The organism is Leifsonia sp. C5G2, assembly GCF_013359685.1.
In the GTDB taxonomy this organism is placed as follows: Bacteria; Actinomycetota; Actinomycetes; order Actinomycetales; family Microbacteriaceae; genus Leifsonia.
This window is the reverse complement of sequence record NZ_JABFMV010000017.1, coordinates 21917-40879: the sequence shown is the minus strand read 5'-3', so window position 1 is coordinate 40879 and position 18963 is coordinate 21917. Positions and strand designations below refer to the sequence as shown.

The 18963-nt window shown below is 65.2% G+C and carries 21 protein-coding genes and 1 pseudogene; 6 read left to right on the top strand and 16 right to left on the bottom strand.

What is annotated here, in order from left to right; all coding sequences use genetic code 11:
- The first annotated feature begins 445 nt into the window (after window positions 1-445).
- The gene (locus HNO83_RS17955; protein ID WP_175338901.1) at window positions 446-994 is read left to right on the top strand and encodes a hypothetical protein; all 549 of its coding nucleotides are present in this window, start codon (window positions 446-448) and stop codon (window positions 992-994) included.
- A gap of 181 nt (window positions 995-1175) precedes the next feature.
- Here HNO83_RS17955 and HNO83_RS17950 read toward each other — a convergent pair whose 3' ends face one another.
- The 9 genes from HNO83_RS17950 to HNO83_RS17910 all read right to left on the bottom strand — a co-directional run bounded on the left by HNO83_RS17950 (window position 1176) and on the right by HNO83_RS17910 (window position 10373).
- On the bottom strand, window positions 1176-2075 hold the full coding sequence (locus HNO83_RS17950) for a fructose bisphosphate aldolase (protein WP_175338900.1): 900 nt from the start codon (window positions 2073-2075) through the stop codon (window positions 1176-1178).
- A 105-nt stretch (window positions 2076-2180) separates the two neighbouring features.
- Window positions 2181-3620, bottom strand: coding sequence for an NADH-quinone oxidoreductase subunit N (locus HNO83_RS17945; RefSeq protein WP_217499213.1), 1440 nt, complete (start codon window positions 3618-3620; stop codon window positions 2181-2183).
- On the bottom strand, window positions 3617-5149 hold the full coding sequence (locus HNO83_RS17940) for a complex I subunit 4 family protein (protein ID WP_175338923.1): 1533 nt from the start codon (window positions 5147-5149) through the stop codon (window positions 3617-3619). The genes HNO83_RS17945 and HNO83_RS17940 overlap by 4 nt, the downstream gene beginning before the upstream one ends.
- A gap of 2 nt (window positions 5150-5151) precedes the next feature.
- Window positions 5152-7014: an NADH-quinone oxidoreductase subunit 5 family protein gene (locus tag HNO83_RS17935; protein ID WP_301218907.1), complete on the bottom strand. Its 1863-nt coding sequence runs from the start codon at window positions 7012-7014 to the stop codon at window positions 5152-5154.
- Between the two features lie 6 nt (window positions 7015-7020).
- Complete coding sequence (locus tag HNO83_RS17930) at window positions 7021-7326, bottom strand: NADH-quinone oxidoreductase subunit NuoK (protein ID WP_175338899.1); 306 nt, start codon at window positions 7324-7326, stop codon at window positions 7021-7023.
- The gene (locus HNO83_RS17925; protein ID WP_175338898.1) at window positions 7323-7886 is read right to left on the bottom strand and encodes an NADH-quinone oxidoreductase subunit J; all 564 of its coding nucleotides are present in this window, start codon (window positions 7884-7886) and stop codon (window positions 7323-7325) included. Before HNO83_RS17925 ends, HNO83_RS17930 begins: the two co-directional genes overlap by 4 nt.
- A gap of 6 nt (window positions 7887-7892) precedes the next feature.
- Window positions 7893-8840, bottom strand: a complete 948-nt coding sequence (locus HNO83_RS17920; RefSeq protein WP_175338897.1) for a complex I subunit 1 family protein — start codon at window positions 8838-8840, stop codon at window positions 7893-7895.
- Between the two features lie 7 nt (window positions 8841-8847).
- On the bottom strand, window positions 8848-10041 hold the full coding sequence (locus tag HNO83_RS17915) for a hypothetical protein (protein ID WP_175338896.1): 1194 nt from the start codon (window positions 10039-10041) through the stop codon (window positions 8848-8850).
- Window positions 10032-10373, bottom strand: coding sequence for an NADH-quinone oxidoreductase subunit A (locus HNO83_RS17910; protein ID WP_175338895.1), 342 nt, complete (start codon window positions 10371-10373; stop codon window positions 10032-10034). Before HNO83_RS17910 ends, HNO83_RS17915 begins: the two co-directional genes overlap by 10 nt.
- Window positions 10374-10837: 464 nt before the next feature.
- On the opposite strand from HNO83_RS17910, the gene HNO83_RS20665 reads away from it, so the two are divergent.
- A complete protein-coding gene (locus HNO83_RS20665) occupies window positions 10838-10972 on the top strand; it encodes a hypothetical protein (RefSeq protein WP_283810132.1) in 135 nt (44 codons plus the stop codon).
- Window positions 10973-10984: 12 nt separating this feature from the next.
- A pseudogene (gene ligD, locus HNO83_RS17905) lies at window positions 10985-11212 on the top strand (non-homologous end-joining DNA ligase LigD); the annotation flags it as partial.
- A 240-nt stretch (window positions 11213-11452) separates the two neighbouring features.
- Here ligD and HNO83_RS17900 read toward each other — a convergent pair.
- Window positions 11453-11755 carry a hypothetical protein gene (locus HNO83_RS17900; protein ID WP_175338893.1) on the bottom strand — a complete coding sequence of 101 codons (303 nt, stop codon included), beginning with the start codon at window positions 11753-11755 and terminating at the stop codon, window positions 11453-11455.
- Window positions 11756-12086: 331 nt separating this feature from the next.
- Between HNO83_RS17900 and HNO83_RS17895 the strand changes: the two genes are divergently transcribed.
- Complete coding sequence (locus tag HNO83_RS17895; protein WP_175338892.1) at window positions 12087-12413, top strand: hypothetical protein; 327 nt, start codon at window positions 12087-12089, stop codon at window positions 12411-12413.
- Between the two features lie 28 nt (window positions 12414-12441).
- Here HNO83_RS17895 and HNO83_RS17890 read toward each other — a convergent pair whose 3' ends face one another.
- The gene (locus tag HNO83_RS17890) at window positions 12442-13488 is read right to left on the bottom strand and encodes an IS110 family RNA-guided transposase (RefSeq protein ID WP_175338891.1); all 1047 of its coding nucleotides are present in this window, start codon (window positions 13486-13488) and stop codon (window positions 12442-12444) included.
- Between the two features lie 925 nt (window positions 13489-14413).
- On the opposite strand from HNO83_RS17890, the gene HNO83_RS17885 reads away from it, so the two are divergent.
- Together HNO83_RS17885 and HNO83_RS17880 are read left to right on the top strand one after the other, a co-directional pair.
- Complete coding sequence (locus HNO83_RS17885) at window positions 14414-14758, top strand: ArsR/SmtB family transcription factor (protein WP_175338890.1); 345 nt, start codon at window positions 14414-14416, stop codon at window positions 14756-14758.
- A complete protein-coding gene (locus HNO83_RS17880; protein ID WP_175338889.1) occupies window positions 14755-15423 on the top strand; it encodes a cation diffusion facilitator family transporter in 669 nt (222 codons plus the stop codon). The genes HNO83_RS17885 and HNO83_RS17880 overlap by 4 nt, the downstream gene beginning before the upstream one ends.
- 37 nt (window positions 15424-15460) lie before the next feature.
- Here HNO83_RS17880 and HNO83_RS17875 read toward each other — a convergent pair whose 3' ends face one another.
- The 5 genes from HNO83_RS17875 to merB form a co-directional block, all read right to left on the bottom strand.
- Complete coding sequence (locus HNO83_RS17875; RefSeq protein ID WP_175338888.1) at window positions 15461-16462, bottom strand: IS481 family transposase; 1002 nt, start codon at window positions 16460-16462, stop codon at window positions 15461-15463.
- 69 nt (window positions 16463-16531) lie between these two features.
- Entirely contained in the window at window positions 16532-17452 is a 921-nt protein-coding gene (locus HNO83_RS17870; RefSeq protein ID WP_058623030.1) for a cytochrome c biogenesis CcdA family protein, read from the bottom strand.
- A 3-nt stretch (window positions 17453-17455) separates the two neighbouring features.
- The gene (locus tag HNO83_RS17865; protein WP_005882713.1) at window positions 17456-17980 is read right to left on the bottom strand and encodes a TlpA family protein disulfide reductase; all 525 of its coding nucleotides are present in this window, start codon (window positions 17978-17980) and stop codon (window positions 17456-17458) included.
- Window positions 17977-18276, bottom strand: coding sequence for a mercuric ion transporter MerT (gene merT / locus HNO83_RS17860; protein ID WP_005882715.1), 300 nt, complete (start codon window positions 18274-18276; stop codon window positions 17977-17979). Before merT ends, HNO83_RS17865 begins: the two co-directional genes overlap by 4 nt.
- Window positions 18277-18305: 29 nt before the next feature.
- Window positions 18306-18947 (bottom strand): organomercurial lyase MerB, encoded by a 642-nt coding sequence (gene merB, locus HNO83_RS17855; protein WP_175338922.1) that lies wholly within the window; start codon window positions 18945-18947, stop codon window positions 18306-18308.
- Window positions 18948-18963: the final 16 nt, after the last annotated feature.

Here is an 18963-nt window from a genome sequence, read left to right as displayed (position 1 = left end):
AGGCCGCGAGGCTCGACGACGTCCTGTGACAGGGAGAAGTCCCCAGCAGACGTGCTCGAGCGTGCCACACAATGCCTTTCGCCGGGGGGACGCGAACGGACCAGGTGATGCTGAGTTCGCAATGGGAATACCCGGTAATGGTATGCGCTCGTTACCAACTTGTCACATTCTGCGCCTGAGCCAGCGCTCATGCGGTCCAGGCCGGAACGGCCGACGGTGTCGTCGCACCGTTCACGGTCGTCGCCCTAGCGGATACAGCCGCAGCCGGAGCGTTGCCATCGTCGTCGCACTCGTCGCCCGGACGGGCAGTAAAGAGATCGGCATCTTCGTGCCGCCGACCTCTAACGGTTGCGCATCGTCAAGACCCCGTGTGCATCACGTGTTCGGGATCTCAGGCCCGGTGGTTTCCTTGCGGATACGGCTCGAGGTGCGGATGATGTGGCACATGACTAGATCTGGCTCGCTGAGTCAACCCCGGGGGGTGCCGACCGATGATGTGCACCGCGCGCTGTGGCGGCACATTGGTACCCCTGCGGCGATCTACGGCACGATCGTCTACGCGAGCGTGGTCGCTGCGACGTCGATCGGTCTCAAAGAGTCAAGCTCGGCATGGCAGGCTCTCGTCTTCGCCGTGGTCAGCGTCATCGTGTTCTGGGTCGCGCACGTCTTCTCGACCGCTCTCGGTTTCCAAGGAGATGCCGACCGCCTTCGGGACAGAGTGAGGGATTCACTCAGGCGGGCCCTGCGGGAATCGAGTGGAATGCCAGAGGCAGCCGTCGTTCCATCCGCTCCGCTTCTGCTGGCCGCGCTCGGGTTAGTGACGCTCGACACCGCAATATCAGTCGCGCTCTGGTTGGCGGTGGTGATGCTTGGATTGCTGGGCTACCTTGTCCTGTCGGTGCGCGCTCGACCTTGGTGGGCGCGCATCGCGGCAGCGCTCACCAGTGCGCTCTTCGGCGTCCTCGTGATCCTCCTCAAGACAGCCCTGTATTAGACCGGACAACGAGCCTGGGTCAGCGCTTCTTTGAAGCTGAGTGCCAGCCCTGAAGTGACTCTCGCCTCAGGCCAGGGTGAGGGGCGAACGCGGCGCTGATGGGCTGTTCCGGTGTGCGGGAACGGCCTGAAGATCAGGCCTGTGAATGTAATCGCCCTGCACGAGTGCATGGAGATCGACATTAGGCGGGCGACTTGTGCACGGACGCCGCGTAGACCTGCGCGAGCGATGCGTTCAGGCGCGCGTTGAATTGCTCATTAGTTTGTTCGGCGGCGAGCCCTTCGAGCAATGCGCGGGCGAAGCTTGCGATCATGCCCGGTTCCTTGGCCAGCAGGTCGCATGCCTCGTCACGGCTGTACCCACCGGAGAGCGCGAGCACTCGCAGCACCCGCGGGTCGGCGGCCAGATCGGTGTAACGGCCCGTTAGCGTCGGGATCGTCAGTTTCAGTATGATCGCGGCGTCGTCTGGCAGCGCCTCCAGCCCAGCCAGCAAAGCGTTGTAAAGCAGTGCCTCTGCCTCGTCCTTATGTGGGCTGTGGATGCTGACCTCGGGTTCGAGAATCGGCACGAGCCCTGCCCTCGCGATCCTTGCGGCGTACTCGAATTGTTGGTCGACAATGGCGCTCACGCCGCCCTTGTCCGCGTCGTTGATCACGGAGCGCATTTTCGTGCCGAACATGTGGTTCCGGTTAGCCAGCTCAAGAAGGTCATCGAGCGTGTCGATCGGCTTCATCAACGACACCCCGTGCCGCTCGTCGGCAAGCCCCTTATCCACTTTGAGAAACGGTACGACTCGCTTTTCGGCCCACAGATAGCGCCCTGTCGGGACGCCGCCGATATCGCGTTCCATGGTCTGCTCGAACAGGATCGTACCGAGTACGCGCGTTCCATCAAACGCTGGGCTGGTGATGACGCGGGAGCGCATTTCGTGGACCAGGTCGAACATCTCCGCCTGGGAGTCGTATCGGCTCTCGGGGATGCCGTAATCGGCCAGCGCCTTTGGAGTGCTACCGCCGCTCTGGTCCAGTGCAGCGAATAAACCGCGACCGGAACGGATCTGCTCCAACTGCGTCACGTTCATCCCTTCATCCTGATCCGGCCCCGGAGTCCGTGCAAGACCACCTATACGCTGCCGAGCGGCTAGATAAAGAGCAGAGTCTGCGCTCACTGCCAACCGCGGTGCGGTTCAGTTCAAGAGTTGTAGGAGTGGATTTGCTGCGATACCGATGGCGAGGGACACAGCGCCGAGCACAATCGTAAGGCGGAGGCTGTGAGCGCCGACGGATTCCGGCACGGCCGCGGTGTTCGGTTGCCCGATGTCGGTTACGCCTCGCTGGAACAGCGGGAAGATCCAGCGAAGGTAGTAGAAGAGGCTGGCCACTGAGTTGGCTGCCGCGAGGATCACAAGCCAGCCCAGGTTGGCCTCGAATGCGGTGGTGAAGGCCGTCAGTTTTCCTACGAATACCGCGGTCGGCGGGGTGCCGACCAGCCCGAGAAGGCAGATGGTCAGACTGAGTGCGGCCCAGCGGTGGCGGCGGAAGAGTCCGGTGTAGTCGATTAAGGTGCGTCGGCTGGCGAATGCAGAAACGACGGCGAATGCGCCGAGGTTGGTGATTGTGTAGCCGAAGAGGTAGTAGAGCAGGCTCGGCAGGGCGCGCGTGGGTTGCTGATATGCGGCCACGATCATCAGCAGGTAGCCCACTTGGCTAATGGTTGAGTAGGCCAGCAGCCGGCGGACGCTGGTTTGGAAGAAGGCGGCGAGGTTGCCCAGTGTCATGGTGACCGCGGCGAGCAGGGCGAGGATGAGGGTCCAGTTCAGGGGGACGTGTGCGAAGACGTCGGTGCTGATCCGGAAGAGTGCTACGAGCGCGCCGATCTTGGGGATGGTGGCGATGAACGCGGCGACCGCCGGTGTGGCGCCCTCGATGGCGTCGGGCACCCAGAAGTGGGCGGGAACGGCGCCGGCTTTGAACAGCAGCCCGGCGGCCAGCACGAGAATTCCGATCGCCGTTGCTCCCATCGGTCCGCGTAGCAGGCTGCGGCCGAGTTCCGCATAGGAGGTGCTACCGCCGGTGGCTAGGAGCAGTACGACACCGACCAGTATGAGCATTCCGAACAGGGCGCCCATCAGGTAGTACTTCAGCATGGCTTCGGTGCCAAGGCGGTCTTTTGCGAACCCGACCAGTGCGTAGAGGGGGATGCTGGCCAGCAGGTATCCGGACGCGAGCACGAGCAGGTCGCTGGCACCAGCGACCACGATGGTGCCGAGGGCTCCGAGCAGCAGCAGCACGTAGAACTCCGATTCCCGCTTCATGCCGACGATCTGGTCGGTGGCCAGCCCGATCACGATCGCTGTGCCCGCAAGCACCGCAAGACGTACCGCGTTCAGCGCGATGTCGATCGTGTAAGTCCCCGCGGCCGTGACCACGGGCGGCTGTGTCATCGCGACAACGGTGGCGACCACGGCGACGAGGATGCCGACTAACGCAAGGACGCGCACCAGCCATTGCCTTCGCCGGGGCAGCCAACTGCCCATTAGGAGACCGAGCACTGCTGTCACGGTGACCGCAAGTTCCGGGACGAGGACGGTCAGATCGATCTCCTGCCCGGCCTGCATACCGTTCATCGGCCGACCAGGGCTATCAGGGCGTGGGCGGCAGGCTCGATCACGCCCAGCAGGAATCTGGGCATCACGCCGATGATCAGCGACAGCAGTAGCAGTGGCGCGATGGAGACGAACTCGCGTGAGAAGACGTCCTTGATGGGTATGTCGGCGCCATCCGACGTCGTGAGCGCCCGATCGGTTTCGAGTGGTTGCCGCTGGCGGCCGAGGAAGATGCGCTGGAACATGCGTAGCAGCAAGCTGGCGGTGATCACGATCCCGACCACGGATAAAGCTGTTGGTATCGGTGCCGCCCCGAGGCTGCCGGTGAAGATCTGGAACTCGGCGATGAAGCCGGAGAGCCCGGGCAGTCCCAGGGATCCGAACACGGCTACCGCCATCAGCCCGGCGAAAACCGGCGCCCGTGTCGCCAGTCCGCCGTAGGCGTCGATGTCGAAGGTTCCCCCGCGGGCGTAGAGCACCCCGGCGAGCAGGAACAGTGCCCCGGTCAGTAGGCCGTGGCTGACCATCTGTGTCACCGCACCGCTGACCGCCAGAACTGAAGCTTGCACGTTTGATCTGGTTGCGAGTCCCGCAGCGCCCAACCCGAGGATGATGTAGCCCATATGGTTGATCGAGGTGTAGGCGATCATGCGTTTCAGGTTCGTCTGCGCCATCGCCACCAGCGCACCGTACAGCACGGAGATCACCCCGACGATGACAAAAGCCATCGCGTAGGCGCGCCACGCGTTGGGGAGGATCGGCATCGCGATCCGCACGAAGCCGTAGGTGCCCATCTTCAGGAGCACGCCGGCAAGGATCACCGAACCCGCGGTCGGCGCTTCGGTGTGCGCCGGCGGCAACCAGGTGTGGAACGGAACCGTGGGGGTCTTGATGGCAAGCCCCAGGCTGATGGCGAACAAGATGGCCCCGGCGAGCACCGGACTGGATTTCAGCGGGTCTTGCCGCACCAGTTCCGGGATGTCGAAGGTGTGCGGTGTGCTGGCCAGATAAAGGCCGATGAACCCGAGCAACAGCGCCAGAGATCCGATGAAGGTGTAGAGGAAGAACTGAAGGGCCGCCCGTGCGGCGCCGGCGTGACCCCATCCGGCGATGATGAAGTACATGGCGACGATCGACAGGTCGAAGAAGACGAAGAACACCAGCAGATCCAGCGACACGAACAGGCCAAAGGAGACGGTCTGCAGAAATAGGAACAACACCACCCAGGCGCGGGTCCTGCGCTGTTCGCGTAGTGAGTAGATGGCGCAGGCCAGGAACAGCACTCCGGTCAGCGCGACCAGCGGCAGCGAAAACCCGTCGACGCCGATGTGATAACCGGAGCCGAGCGTCGGCAGCCAGCGAATGTTCTCCTCGTACGCGAATCCGGTCCTCCCGCCGCCGATATACCCGATCCACAGCAGAACGATCAGCGCAAGCTCAACGGACGCCAACACCACCCAAGCCCACGCGAAGAACCGCACCCGGGTTCGCGGCACCACCATCAGCAGTGCAGCCACGACCGTGGGCAGGAATACGACGCCAGAGAGCACGGTCACCTCACGAGAACGAAGACGGCGGCAAGCACGACCAGGATGATGATCGCCTGGACGTAATACTGGTAAATCAGCCCGGTCTGCGGGCGAACAGCGGATGCGGCAAGCTTGCGCGCACCGCCGGCAACAGCGCCGACCGCCCCGCTGAGGCCGCGCTCAAGGCGGGAATCCACAAAGCGGGACAGGCGCATTGCGCCGGCGCCAAGGGCATCCCCGACGTGCGCGATGACCCGGTCGTCGAAGCGGGCGCACCACACGGACAGCGCGGTGACCGGACGGACGATGATGGCGTTGATTCCAGCCTCAAGCCCGAGCCAGTCCCGCAACCACCCGAACTCGGCGAGCAGCTCGTTCGCACCCTCCAGCCGCCGATGCTGCCACCGCGCCACGACAACGATCACCGTCACCGCCAGCAACGCCGACACCACTAGCTCCCAGGGGGCAGGCACAATGGGCTGAGGTAGACCGAGCGTCCGCGCCCATGCGGCGGAGAACGACGGGATACCGAAAACACCGAGCACGGCTGCTGCGGCGGCCAATCCCGGCAGCGGCAGCAGCTCACTGACCGGCATATGCCCCGCCCTGATTGCGGCCAGCGGATCATCGGTTGCGGGTTTCGTCCAGACGACGGCCAGCGCCTTGGCCGCATAGGCCGCGCTCAACCCGGCCGCGGCGAGACCGATGATGTACAGGGCTGCAGAGCTCGGAAGTGTCGCGGCGAGAATCTGGTCTTTGGCCACCCAGATCGACAGCGGCGGCAGCCCTCCCAAGGCCAGTGCCCCGATCGTAAACGTGACACCGGCTACCGGATGCGTGCGGGCAGCACCGCGCAACCGCAACAGATCCTTTGTGCCCAACAGGGCAAGCCAGGCGCCAGCCACCAGGAATAGCAGACTCTTCACCGCTGCGTGCGCCACGAACTGGGCTGCCCCGCCGGCGATGCCACCGACGCCTGCGGCCAGCACGATGAAGCCAATCTGGGAACAGGTCGATGCCGCCAACAACTGCTTCAGGTCGCGTTGCGCCACCGCAACAGCCCCAAGCATCAGTGCCGTCAACGCGCCGACCCAGGCCACCACGGGGCCCAGCCAGCCGGTGGCCGTCATGCCGGGTTCGATCCGTAGCAGGAGGTACCCTCCGGCGGCAACCATGGTGGCCGAGTGGAGCAGGGCCGACACCGGGGACGGGCCGGCCATGGCATGCGCGAGCCAAAAACTGAACGGCAATTGCGCCGATTTGCCGAGAGCCGCCAGGGCCAAACCGGCCAGGGCCACATCGCGCCAGCCACCGGGGATGCTTCCGAGTTGCGTCAGATTCAGGCCAGCCGCACCACCGGCCAGCGCAGCCCCGGCCGCTACATACATGCCGACGTCTGCGGATCGTGTCGTGATGAACGCGATTCCGCCCGACCGCACCCGATCTGCGTCGGGCCACCAGAATCCGATCAGCGCGTAGGAGGTGGCGCCCATGATCTCCCAGGCTGCGAGCAGCGTGAACACGTTCGTGGCGGTCACGGTTACCAACATGGCGGCGACGAACAGCAGCAGCGTGCCGAAGAAGCGGGCCCGAGCCTCGCCGCGTCCAATGTCCCCGACCGCGAAAACAGATACAGCCAGGAACACACCGGCGACCGTGATCACGGCGATCGCAGCTAGCCCATCCACCGCGAGAGCGGCCGGTACCCCGTCCAGGGCTGCGACGTGGAACGTCGGTCTCATAATCGTCGCATCGATCGCCAAGCCCAGTTCGACCAACCCCACCGTGACCGCGGCCGCCGGAGCGATCGCATCCGCCCGCCGACCGGCGAGAAGCAGCACAATCGCCATCGTCGCGGGCAGCACAGCGAGAATGAGAAGAATCACCGGCGGCTAGCCCTTCAGATCGGATGCGGAGTCGACCATGTCCACGTCCCGGGTGCGGAAGATCGCGGTCGTTACGGCGAAACCCATCGCCATCTCCACCGCCATCGCCGCCATCGCCACCAGAATGACGGTCTGCGCGTCCGGGCTTCCCGGGATGATGAAGTACCAGACCGCGGCTGCCGCCACAATGATGCCGTTGATGGCCAGCTCGAGACCCATCATGATCATCACGATCGACTGCTGACTGAGCAGCCCGTACAGGCCGACCGCGAACAGGGCGGCAGCAAAGATCAGGAACAGGGGCAGCGTCATCGGCCCAAGCCCCCTCTCACCGGGTCCTGTGGTGGCCGGATACTCAGGTCGTCACCAAACCGGTCGTACCGGCCGCGCGCGGAGGAGAGCACGATCACCGCGACCATCGTCGCGAAGAGGACGATCCCGATGATCACCATGACCAGCATGTGCGGGCCCATGATATCTAGCCCCAAAGCCTTAGTCGGCTCGAGGGCGGATACGCTGCCCGTCCGCGGCCACGGTGTGACCAGCGCGCCCACGGCGAGGACGACAAAGACGACGGCCGCGATGATCAGTGACATCCGGTTGTTGTGCACCATCTTCATTGGCATCAGACCGGCCGGATTCATCATGTACATGAGCATGAAGACCAACATGATCATCATCTCCATCACCATCATCAAGATGACCAGCACACCCAGATACGACAGCCCCAGCAACAGGATCGGCACAGCCGCGAGAACGAACGAGGCCAGCAACGCGAACGTTGCACGCGCCATCGAATTCACCCGAAACACCGTGACGCCGCACGCCACCGACCCCAGAGCACACACCCCGAAAACGATCGCGTCGACCATCAGCGCTCACATCCATCCGACTACGACGAAGATCGAGACCACCAGCGCCTGCAGAATCCCCGCCGGCAGCAGCACAATCCAGCTGATCTCGGTGAACCGCTCCATCCGGATCGTCGGCCACCGCTGCCCCACCCACACCAACACCGCCAGTACGGCCACTGTCTTCACCAGCAGCCACGACCACCCCGGCAGCACCGGTCCGGCATCACCGCCGAGGAAAAGCGGGACCGCCATCGCACTGCCCACCGTCAACATCAGATACCGACCGACCAGGAAGACCAACCGATCGACGCCGGACAACTGCGCCGCCACTCCACCGGCGATGTCACGACCAACAGCTTGATCAAATGGCCCCCAAAAGGAGAACCCCATCACCGAGAGCAGGAACACGATAAAGGCCACCGGCATAACCACCACAAACCAGAGTTCTCCGGTCTGTGCAGCGGCAATGTCGCTGACCCGCAGGGATCCGGCGCCGACGGCCACCGTCACCAGAGCAAACATGTGCGGCAACTCATAGGCGAGACCCTGGGCGAGGAAACGATTCGCGCCGACCACTCCCCACGCCGAGTTCGACCCCCAACCGACCATCCAGACCGCCACCCACGCAAGCACCTCCATCGCGTTGAACCAGACCACGCCAATGGAAAGATCGCTGATCGCATGGGGACCCCGCGGCTGACTGTCCAATGGCAGTACCAGCAGCGCCATGATCGCGGCGATGGGCAACAGGGCGCCGCCGACTCGCGCGAGCAAACGGTCGGAACCGGGAACAGCGGTGCGCTGCCGCACCAGTAGCCGGGCCACCTCGCGCGCCGGTGCCGCCCATGCTCCGGTCCACGGGGAGCCGGCCTGCCGGGCACGCATCAGCGCCGTGGTAGCAGCCACGGCGTACCCGAACACGCCGAGCAGTCCCACCGCGACCAGGGTGCTCCACAGTGCGTCCTCGAACATCGCCGCCTCACCCGTGGGAGCCACCAAGCGAGCGCGCGTGCAACGCCTCCAGATCGGGATCGAACGAGGCAACGATCAGCCGCGCGGCGGCGAACTCCTGGCCTGCCAGAACCAAAGGCAACATCGAGAGGACGGCGCGCGCGTGCTCGGCACGCTGCACACCCCACGCACCAGCGGCTGACTGGCCATTGGCTACGGGATCCTCGATGACCGCTGCGATCTCCTCGACCCATCGCACGCACCGTGCCCACACATCCCCACGAAGACTTCCGGGCGCACCCGAACCAACCTGGCCCAGCCCGCTCATCGACCAGCGCAGGACCCGCGAACCACGAACCCGCCGAATCCAACGAACAAAGCGAGGATGCACCGCTGCTCCGGGGGCGGATTCCAGCAGCTGATCGCGCAGCCAACGACCGGTGTCAGCCGCGCTCTCCCAGCCCGCAACACTCAGGAAGCGCTGCAACGAATCGGCAGCAGCAGCAGCCCTCACCCTCTGCTGATCATCGGCCCCCGCGTCGAACCAAAATGACGAGCGTGCCCAGTCACCGACGACCTCCGGCTCAGCCGCCTGCACAACGTCGCCCTGAACCACAAGACGCACGATAAGCCCTGATGGCCACGCTGACAAAGCCGGCCCGAGAGCAACATGCAACTGATCGAGCTTCAACCCATCGCGGTCCCGGCCCCGATCGGCCATCGAAATGCCACCAGGCATCTCCAAACTCATATCCATATCGCCCATGCCGGCCACGTCATGGTTGTCCATGTCGTGACCAGTCGTGTGCGCGTCGACGTTTTCGTGCGGCTGAACGGTCGAGCTCCAGTCCATGCCATCGGGGTCCATGCCGCGAACGCCAGCACCGATACTCGCCGCTGCATCAGCCCGTAGGCCCGCGAGACCCCACATTTCCGTACGCGCCTCGTCGAGCTGCCGGGCAACCGCATCCGGCATCGCAACACGAACCAGCACGCGAGGACTCGGTATCTGGTCCCAGAGGCGGTCGACCACTCCGTTGAAACGGTTTTCACCGCTCCCACACACGACCAGGATGTCGGCGTTCGCTGGGGTGAGGGCTTCACCCCAGCCCCGCCGCCGCAACTCACGCTCCACAGCAAATCGGACCGCCGTCGAGCCGGACGCACCCACAACAAATGCTCGAGGAATCGCGAGCCGTAACAGACGGCGGGTCACGTCCACCGGAAGACGCCCTCGCGCCAGGCGTAAACGACCGCGGTAACCAGCACAGCAAGGAAGGCGAACATCTCGACCACGGAACCGGCACCCGTCTCACGCACCGCGAGCACCCACGGATACATGAAAACCATCTCCATGTCGAACACCAGAAAGACGATCGCAATCGTGTACCAACGCACGTGGTACCGAGAGACCGCATGCTCCGTCACTGGCATACCCGACAAGAACGGTTCCTGAACCAACACCCGACCCGAGATGCGCACCAGCCGGGATACGCCGTAAAGCGCAACAAGCAGGAGCAGAGCTACGGTAAGCAGCACCAGAACATAGATCATTGCGCCACCTCCTTGTCCAGAATTCCCCCCCAGATCGGGAGAAACTGATGCCTACTAGGGGTATACCCGCCACACTAACAACACCGTGGTGAGTACAACAGGACGCCAGCGAATCTCAGGTGCCGATCTTTGGCGGCGGGGCGAGTCACGGTTTCGCCCGGACCCGCGTTGCGGTCGTGCAAGGCGCCGTTCTCGTGGAAGGTTTCGACGTCTCCTCCAGGCATGCCCGCTACGTAAGCCAACTCCTTCACGCCTCCGACCCGGGGCTTCAAGATCGTGTTCCCCGTTGCCCGTTGCCCGTTGCCCGTTGCCCACGTGGTCGCGATCGACTCGAAAGGGGCGAAGCTGGTTGGCCAACCGCTCATCTGCTGTGGCATCATCGCTACACCGCAGTCGGAAGTTAGCAGCAGGGATGGGTCGGATGTGCAGTCGCCGACCTCAACTCGCCGGAGTACTGTCGTGCCATGCCGGCCACCTCCGTTGTCGATGTAGACGGGAGACGGTTGCGCCTAACTAGCCTGGACAAGGTGCTTTACCTGGAGACCGGGACCACCAAGGGCGACGTCATCCACTACTACGCGAGCATCGCGGCGGCGTAACTCCCCCACCTAGCCGGCCGGCCCGTGACACGGAACCGCTGGCCTGATGGCGTCGGCTTGACTTCGGCGCCGATCGAGGCGTTCTTCGAGAAGGATGTGGGCATGGGCGTCCCGGACTGGGTGTTGCGCCAAACCATCCTTCACTCCGGCCGGGAGAAGCGCTATCCGGTGGTCACCGATCGCGCGACACTCGTCTGGGTAGCTCAAACTGCTGCGCTCGAAATCCACGTCCCGCAATAGCAGTTCAACACGGACCGCCGCCCCACACGGATGCTGCTCGACTTCGATCCGGGCGAAACTACTTCACCCAGCGCGCCGCGTGGGCTACAGCCCCAGCGACGAGGAGCAGATCGTGACCGCCGACAAGGCAGCCGACGAGGAAGGAGACGCAGCAACGGTCAGCTCGGACCCTGGCGTAGGTGACTGACCACGCCGGACGGAAGCGGGCCCGCGGACCGGGCCCGCTTCTCGCTTGCCCCGTCAGGACAGTTCGCGAGTCGTCGCCGCGACCGTCGCCGGCCCGACAACGGGACCACCCCGCTGGGCTACCCGGTTGAAGGCGACGAACGGCACACACGCCGTCTCAGCCGTGAGCGCCGCCAGACGGCCGATCGGTGTGCGTGGATCGGCGGCGATCGCCCATCCATCGACGGCGTACCGGCTAACCGTCTCCACGCACTCCCGCTTCTCCTCGGCCGAGGGGCTCGTCGAGCCGACCACCCCGACCAGTCCGCCTTGCAGTTCCGGACCCATGTTGCTCGTATCGATGGCGAATACCCGCATCTCAATCACTCCCCTGGTTGATCGACCCTTCTATGGGCCGGTGTCAAATTGGTCTGCCGGGTCGGCCGATCAGTTGGGGGCGTTTGTGCTGTCCTGCTCCTGATCGTTTTTCTTGCCGTTCCGGCACAGAGATCGAGAGCGGGCGGAGGCAGCGCAGTGCCCGGAGGGAGCGGTTGCTAAGCGCAGGGAGCGCAGCGAGTGGAGTCTGCAAATAGCGCGTGGAGGGAACGGAGCTGGTGGAGCTCGCTATGATCGGCTGCCGGATCGGAAAGAAAACCAAGGGGAACAGCACGCCGGAGGCGTTCCATCCGACAAATACGGCGCCGCCTCCGTGCGGCTCCATTTCCTTGGCCGCTTCGGACACAACGACCGCTGTGCCCAATTCGCCGACCACGCGGATGAGAAGGCATTCAGAGTGCTAGTGGCGACGCTTCACGTGGACCATCCTGTGGGCATGAGTGGGATAGCCGACAACAACGCGTTCTTGGCCAGAACGGAAGACAGCGGGGGGTCGCTGTTGACGCTGCACTTCTCTCAGGAGGAGCGCATCGAGATCCTGAGGCTGGCTGCAGCGCTTAAGACGACGCCCGAACAACTGATCCGACAGATCATCCGCAGACATCTTCTTCACGATGTCGCCTGGAACAGAGGGCACTGATCACATCCCTTGGCTGTGAGCGCCGCGGTCACGCCATAACCGAGTTCAGGTGACCGAACAGTTGCCGGGCTATGTAGCGCTTCAGGCTGCGTCGAATCTCGCGTTTGCTCTTGCCTTCGGCCAGCCGCCTGGCCAGATAGTCGCGGGTTGGAGGATCACAACTCAACCGGACCCGGGCGATGACATCCAACGCCCGGTTCAACTGCCGATCGCCGTGCCGGTTCAAACGATGCCGGGTCGTGTTCCCGCTCGAGGCCTCCAGCGGAGACGCTCCGGCCAGAGCGGCGAACGCCGCCTCGCTGCGGACACGCCCCTGATGCGAATACGCGGTGACCAGGATGGCGCCGGTGACAGCGCCAACTCCGAGCAACTGCTGCAACCCGGGCGCAAGCTCCTGAACATGCCCGGCTAACGCCGCTTGATTCTCAGCCAGCTGCGCGGAGAGCGCTAGGACCGAGACCGCCAGCCGACGCGCTTCCTGCCGGATCGTGACCATCGCGGCGTCCTCGGCTGAGCGCTGCCGCCAGCCGGCGACCTCCTTCACCTGGGTGTCGGTGAGTGGCTTGCGGACGTCGATGCCGAGGTCGAAGCTGCGCAGCAGGGCGGCTAGTGCGTTCCGCTCCGCGGTTCGCCGGCTATCCATCGCCTGTCGGGCAACCAGCAACACACGCAGCGCTGCGCGCAGCCCGTCCGATCGCGGGGTCGTCAGCCGTTCGACGTCGGAGGCAAGCGCGGTCCTGGCCGCGGCGATGGCGTCGATCTCGTCCGACTTGCCGTGGCCAGCGCGAGCGGCCCGCTTCGGCGGCCGGACATCGCAAACGTCGACGCCAGCGGCGATCAGCGCTCGCCTGAGACCCGAACCATAGGAACTCGCACCCTCGATCGCGACCAGGACGCGACCTTGAGCGCGCCGCCGAATCCAAGCCAGTGCTCGGCCGAGACCGTTCGCAGTTGTCGGGAACGTCGCCGCGTCGAGGCGGCGTCCGGTCCCTGATTCCAGCACGGCATAGGTGTGTGTTCGTGCATGCGTGTCGACGCCGACGACGTGGTCATAGTGATCAGCCACGGAGCTCACTCCGATGGTCCCCTTCCGGTTGGCGAACAGTGCAGTTCGTCGGTCTGGAAGTGTTTCGAGGCGGAACTCTTATGAGTCACGCAAGCCGGTTCCCCGGCCGCGGACGACCTTCTATCAAGCCATCGGAACAGACAAACCGACGCCCAGTTCAGCGCGCGGACAGATCGATCGAAAGGCACCCGGGGGGCCATTTTTGTTTTGAGTCACGCGACGTCGAACCGGACGTCAGTCTGCCAGCCAGTCCCAGACCAACCGGTCTCATTAGAGTCTTGTTTGCCTTTCCGGCGGGGAGATCAGTGGCGAGTGGGAGGTGCGGAGTGCCGGGACCGTGGAATACCGGACTAAAGCGAAGCGGAAGGAGGATATGCCGCGAAAGCCCGGCACGGAAGCACCGGGAACGAGCTACGATCGGGCGGCGGAAAGACACAGAAAGCTCTGGGAACAGCGCCGCCGGAGGCGGCTCCTCCCGTCGTTACCCGAGCGGTATCGCACTGGGGAACGTCCAGTCGATCTCCGACGCCCGCGACCCGCGTATCTCCTGCGAGATCGGCTGTCGCGATTTCGAGCAGCCTGCCACTTGATACAGCGAACGCTGTATCATCGCGGTATGTCCCATGTCGGCCCCCTCAACTCGATTCCAATCGCGTGTACGCTTTCGCCCGATACCGGCCGGGCCCAGGTTGAGCGCTGGCATCGCTTCGATGACCGATTCGCCGTCAGTCGCACGAGAACCGACGACCGCCTCGTCATGACTACACCCGCAGCGATGACTCGATCGCAGAGCTCAGCGAGCTCGTCGCCGCTGAACAGTCGTGCTGCGCGTTCGTCACCTGGTCTGTGGAGACCGATGACAACGACCTTCGGCTCGTCGTCACCGGAACGCCGGAGCAGATCGAAGCCCTCGCCCTCACCCACTGAGAGACCCATGACGACCATCGCCCCCGCGGCCACCATCACGCACACCGCCGCCCTGGCCCGCTTCGGCCACGCACTCTCCGACCCCACCCGCGTCGGCATCCTGCTCGCTCTGCGTGAAGCGCCGGCCTTTCCGTCCGACCTCGCCAACGCCCTCAGCGTCTCCCGCCAGGTGATGTCGAACCAACTCGCCTGCCTGCGTGGGTGCGGGCTGGTCGAAGCCATCCCTGAGGGCCGCCGAACCTGGTATCGACTGGCCGACGGCCACATCGCCCCGGCACTGGACGAGCTGCTACGCGTCACACTGTTCGTGGAGCCGGGGTGCTGCGCAGGTGAGGACTGCCACTGCGCATGACCGCACCCATCACGCACGAACGATCCCCTATCCTTCAACGGCGCATCCGCTTGATCGTCGCCGCCACGATCGGCTACAACCTCATCGAGGCCGTCGTGGCCATCGCGGCCGGCAGTGTCGCATCGTCCGGGGCGCTTGTCGCGTTCGGATTGGACTCGACGATCGAGGTCCTCTCCGCCGCAGCCGTCGCTTGGCAGTTCACCCGGCGTGATCCGGAGCGTTGGGAGAGACCCACTCTCCGAGTGATCGCGGTCGCGTTCTTCGCTCTGGCTGCGTACGTCATTGTCAATTCGTTACTGACGCTGTTCGTCCGTGTCGAGGTCCAGCATTCCCCCGTCGGGATAGTGCTGACAGCACTGAGCGTGATCATCATGCCGTTCCTGTCCTACGCCGAGCGCCGTGCCGGACGCGAGCTCGGCTCCGCGACCGCGGTGGCCGACTCGAAGCAGACGCTGATCTGCAGCTACCTGTCGGCTGCCGTTCTGATCGGCCTGCTCCTGAACAGCGGGTTCGGCTGGTGGTGGGCCGACTCGCTCGCGGGAGTCGTCATCGCCGCCTTCGCTCTTCGCGAGGGCGTCGAGGCGTGGCGCGGGGACGCCTGCGCGACCTCCATTGGGATGGTGCTCGAGGACGGCAGCGACGATAGTTGGCACCGTCAGAGCTGACACACAGGAGCGCTCTTGAGACCGCCCTATGCGACGTCTAGCTGTATGAGGCCAGGACGTTGTTGACGCGAATTGGCACGAGCGTGGCCGGCGGCTGACCGTCCGCGGCACCGTGCGGGCGGTGGTAGTTGTAGTGCAGGTTCCAGCGCTCGAGGGCGTTGGCGCGTTCGTCTTCTGAGGTCCATGTCCGTGCATAGAGGAACTCTTCGGCAAGGATCCGGTTGTACCGCTCGATCTTTCCGTTGTGGCGGGGCGTGTAGGGCGTGATCCGTTGGTGCCGCGACCCGGCCAGTGCATCGGCGAACGCTGAGGCGCGGTAACAGGATCCGTTGTCGGTCACGATCCGTTCGATGTGCGTGATGCCATGAGCCGCGAACCATGCCCGCGCTCGCGCGAGGAACGCAACGGCCGTCGCGGCCTGCTCGTTCGGCAAAGCCTCGGTGTACGCGAGGCGTGAGTAGCCGTCAATCGCTGAGTGGAGGTAGACGTAGCCGGCTCGCGTGCCGCGGGTTTTCGTCCGCGCGACGGCGCGAGCTTCCGGGCTGTCCTTGCCATGAGCCCGCCATCCGCCGCCATCGGGGATTCGGCCGACCTTCTTGACGTCCAGGTGAACCATGTGGCCGGGGCACCGAGCGACAATCTTCCTCGCTTCGCGGTTACTTTCCCCGGTCGGGTCGATGAAGCGGCGCCGGTTGAGCTGCAGGTCGGTGAGGATGCGACTCACCGTGCGCCGACTGATCTGAATGCCGACCTGTTCGAGCTCGAACGTGATCCGAGCCGCTGACCACTTGTGCTCGCGCCGCATGCGTTCGACTTCGCGAACAACGACGTTGGGGGTGGCTGTCGGGGATTGCTTAGGCGTCGATGAGCGGTCGAGCAGACCGACCTCACCGAACTCACGATGGCGATGGACCCACTTTGACGCGGTAGCGCGGGAGATTCCCATCTCAGCTGCCACGTGAGCGATCGGCCGGGTCTTGCAACGCTCGACCAGCCGCCGACGTCCCTCGACTGACAGTGGCGAGTTGCGGTGAGTCATGCACGTCCTTCGAAGAATGTTCCAGTCGAGTCGCTGAGTCCCGGACCAAGCCCCCCATTCAGCCGTCGGCTACTGACCCTCGTGGTCGCCGCCTGACACGCCGAGCCCGACGTTCGTGGTGTCGCAGCAGGCCTCCGGCGATTCGGAACTGGCTCGACGCCGCCTATGGGCGGCGCCAAGGGCGAGTACTACGAGGAGGGAGATGACCGCGAGCGCCGCGATCGGCGCCGTGTGAGCCTGAACCCAGCCGGACAGGGTCGTTGAGAGCCTGGCGACACCGCCGGCACGGCCGGTCGCGACGAGGTTGTTGTCGGCGGTGGCGGCGGGCCACCAGTACCACGCGAGGTAGACGCCGGTGAGCAGCAAGACGGCGCCGGTGATCCGGGGGCCATAACTCCCGAGGCGTGCGACGTGGCGGGTTAGGCCGGTACCCGCGGCGGTGGTCGCGAGTGCGAGCAGCAGCAGGATGCTGGCTGAGCCGGCGGCGTAGACACCGAAGACCAGCAGCAGCCCCGCGTAGCTGGCGGTGGCCTGTGCCTGGGCGATGACAGCAAGGATCACTCCGAAGGTGCACGACAGGGAGGCGAGGGCGTAGCCGATCCCGAAGACCAGCATCCGGGCGGTTGGCGGGAGGCCTTCGGTTGCTCGGCCGGTGATCCGGGGCAACCGCACGGAGATCGAACGGCCGGCCAGCATCCACAGGCCGAGGAGCACCAGTAGGACGCCTACGGCGAGACCGAGTTTGGGCGCTGCCTGGATCAGGCCCCGAGCCCCGGCGCTCACCAGCAGGCCCGCAGCTGCGAGGGTGCCGGCGAACCCGATCGCCAGTGCGATTCCGGACCGCAGGGCCCTCAGCAGCCGCACCGGGACGGGCGAGGCGTCAGCGTCGCCGAGGGTCTGGCTGATCCAGGCCGGCAGCAGCGCGAACCCGCATGGGTTGACCGGCGCCACCATGCCGGCGGCGAAGGCGAGGCTGAGCAATCCGCCCATGGATCAGGCTCCGGCCTTGACGAGTTCGGCGGTGATCGTCTTCGCGTCGGGCTCGGTGGCACGGAAGGTCACCTTGCCGTCGCCGTCGATGACGATGAGGGTGGACAGGGCGGCAACGTCGAATCGCTGGGACAAGGCGGCACCCTCGTCTATGGCGGCCGGGACGTGTTCGGCGTCGACGTACTCCATGAATCCCTCGATGGTCTCCTTGGACTCGCCGGGGTCCATGTCGACGGCGAGGAAGCTCGCCCCAGCACCCGACTTCTCGGCAGCGGTGGCGGCCTCGCCGAGGGAGCGGACGCCTTCAACGCATTCGCCGCAGCCGACGGAGAAGAAGAACACCGCGGTCGGCTTCCCGCTGGCGGGCAGGCTGACCATCTGGCCGTCGATGCTAGTAACCGCCGCTGGCGTGCCCGCATCTGCGGCTGGTGTGGCGTCGGTGTTTCCGCAGGCGGTCAGAGCCAGGGAGCCTGCAAGCAGGAGGCCGGCGACCGAGAGGGTCGCGCGGCGGGTGCGGGTAAGCGTCATCGGTTCTGGTCGTCCTTCGTGTCGCTGGGGTGGGTGGAGTTCACAGGCGGGCAACAGCCATGCCTGGCGTTGTTGCCGCCGCTGCGGCGCCGCGTGGTCGCGAGGACCGCGAGCACCAGGACGGCGATGCCGGTGCCGATCACCCAGGGGTTGCCGAGGAACCCGCCGACACTGGCCAGCAGACCACCGGCGAGGAGCAAGGGAAGTAGGGCGCAGCAGGCGACCATGAGCAGCGCGGCCCCGGCTCCGAGGAGCAGGCCGCTGCCTCCCGGTTGGTCGTCGTGGTTGGACTTCATCGGAGTGGAGTTCCCTTCGGTGTTCTTGGTCAGCAGCGGCAGTGGCCGTCGTCGGCCACTGCCGCGTTGGCCTGGAACTGGTTGAGGAAGCCGGTCGTGAGGTCGGTACCGATCCGATAGGCAACGGCCACGGGCACGACCTCGGCGCGGGGGTGCTCGGCCAGCCAGCCCGCGGCGTCCTCATCGGAGGTGAAGTAGTGGACCTGGTTGCAGAAGGAGGACCGGATCGAGGTGATCTGGTCGGGGTTGACCAGCGACACCACCGCGGTGGCGGGTTCGACGCTGGTGACGCCGGCGACGGGGTCGATGGTGACCCGGATCGGCTCGCCGCTGGTCGGGGAGACCGACTCCACGCTCGCCGCGCGCTCGAGCAGGGTCGGAAAGATCAGGGTGTCCAGGGCGCACCAGGTGTAGAGCTCCTCACCGGCCACGGTGAACCGGTGAGGGGTGGGGCGCAGGGTGAGGCCCTGGCCGATGATGCGGCCCTGGTCGTCGTACTCGGTGTCCGGCACCGCGGCCAGACCCGTGCGTACGTCGTCGACCGGACGGCCGGCGGCCGCGGCGAACTGCTCGACGGTGACCGGGCCGCCCTCGACGATCAGCCGCAGCAGCGGGATCAATAGGACGGCGTCAAGGCCGGTCTCTTCGGTGTTGTTGAGTCGTTCGGGCAGTTGCGTCGTGAGCTCC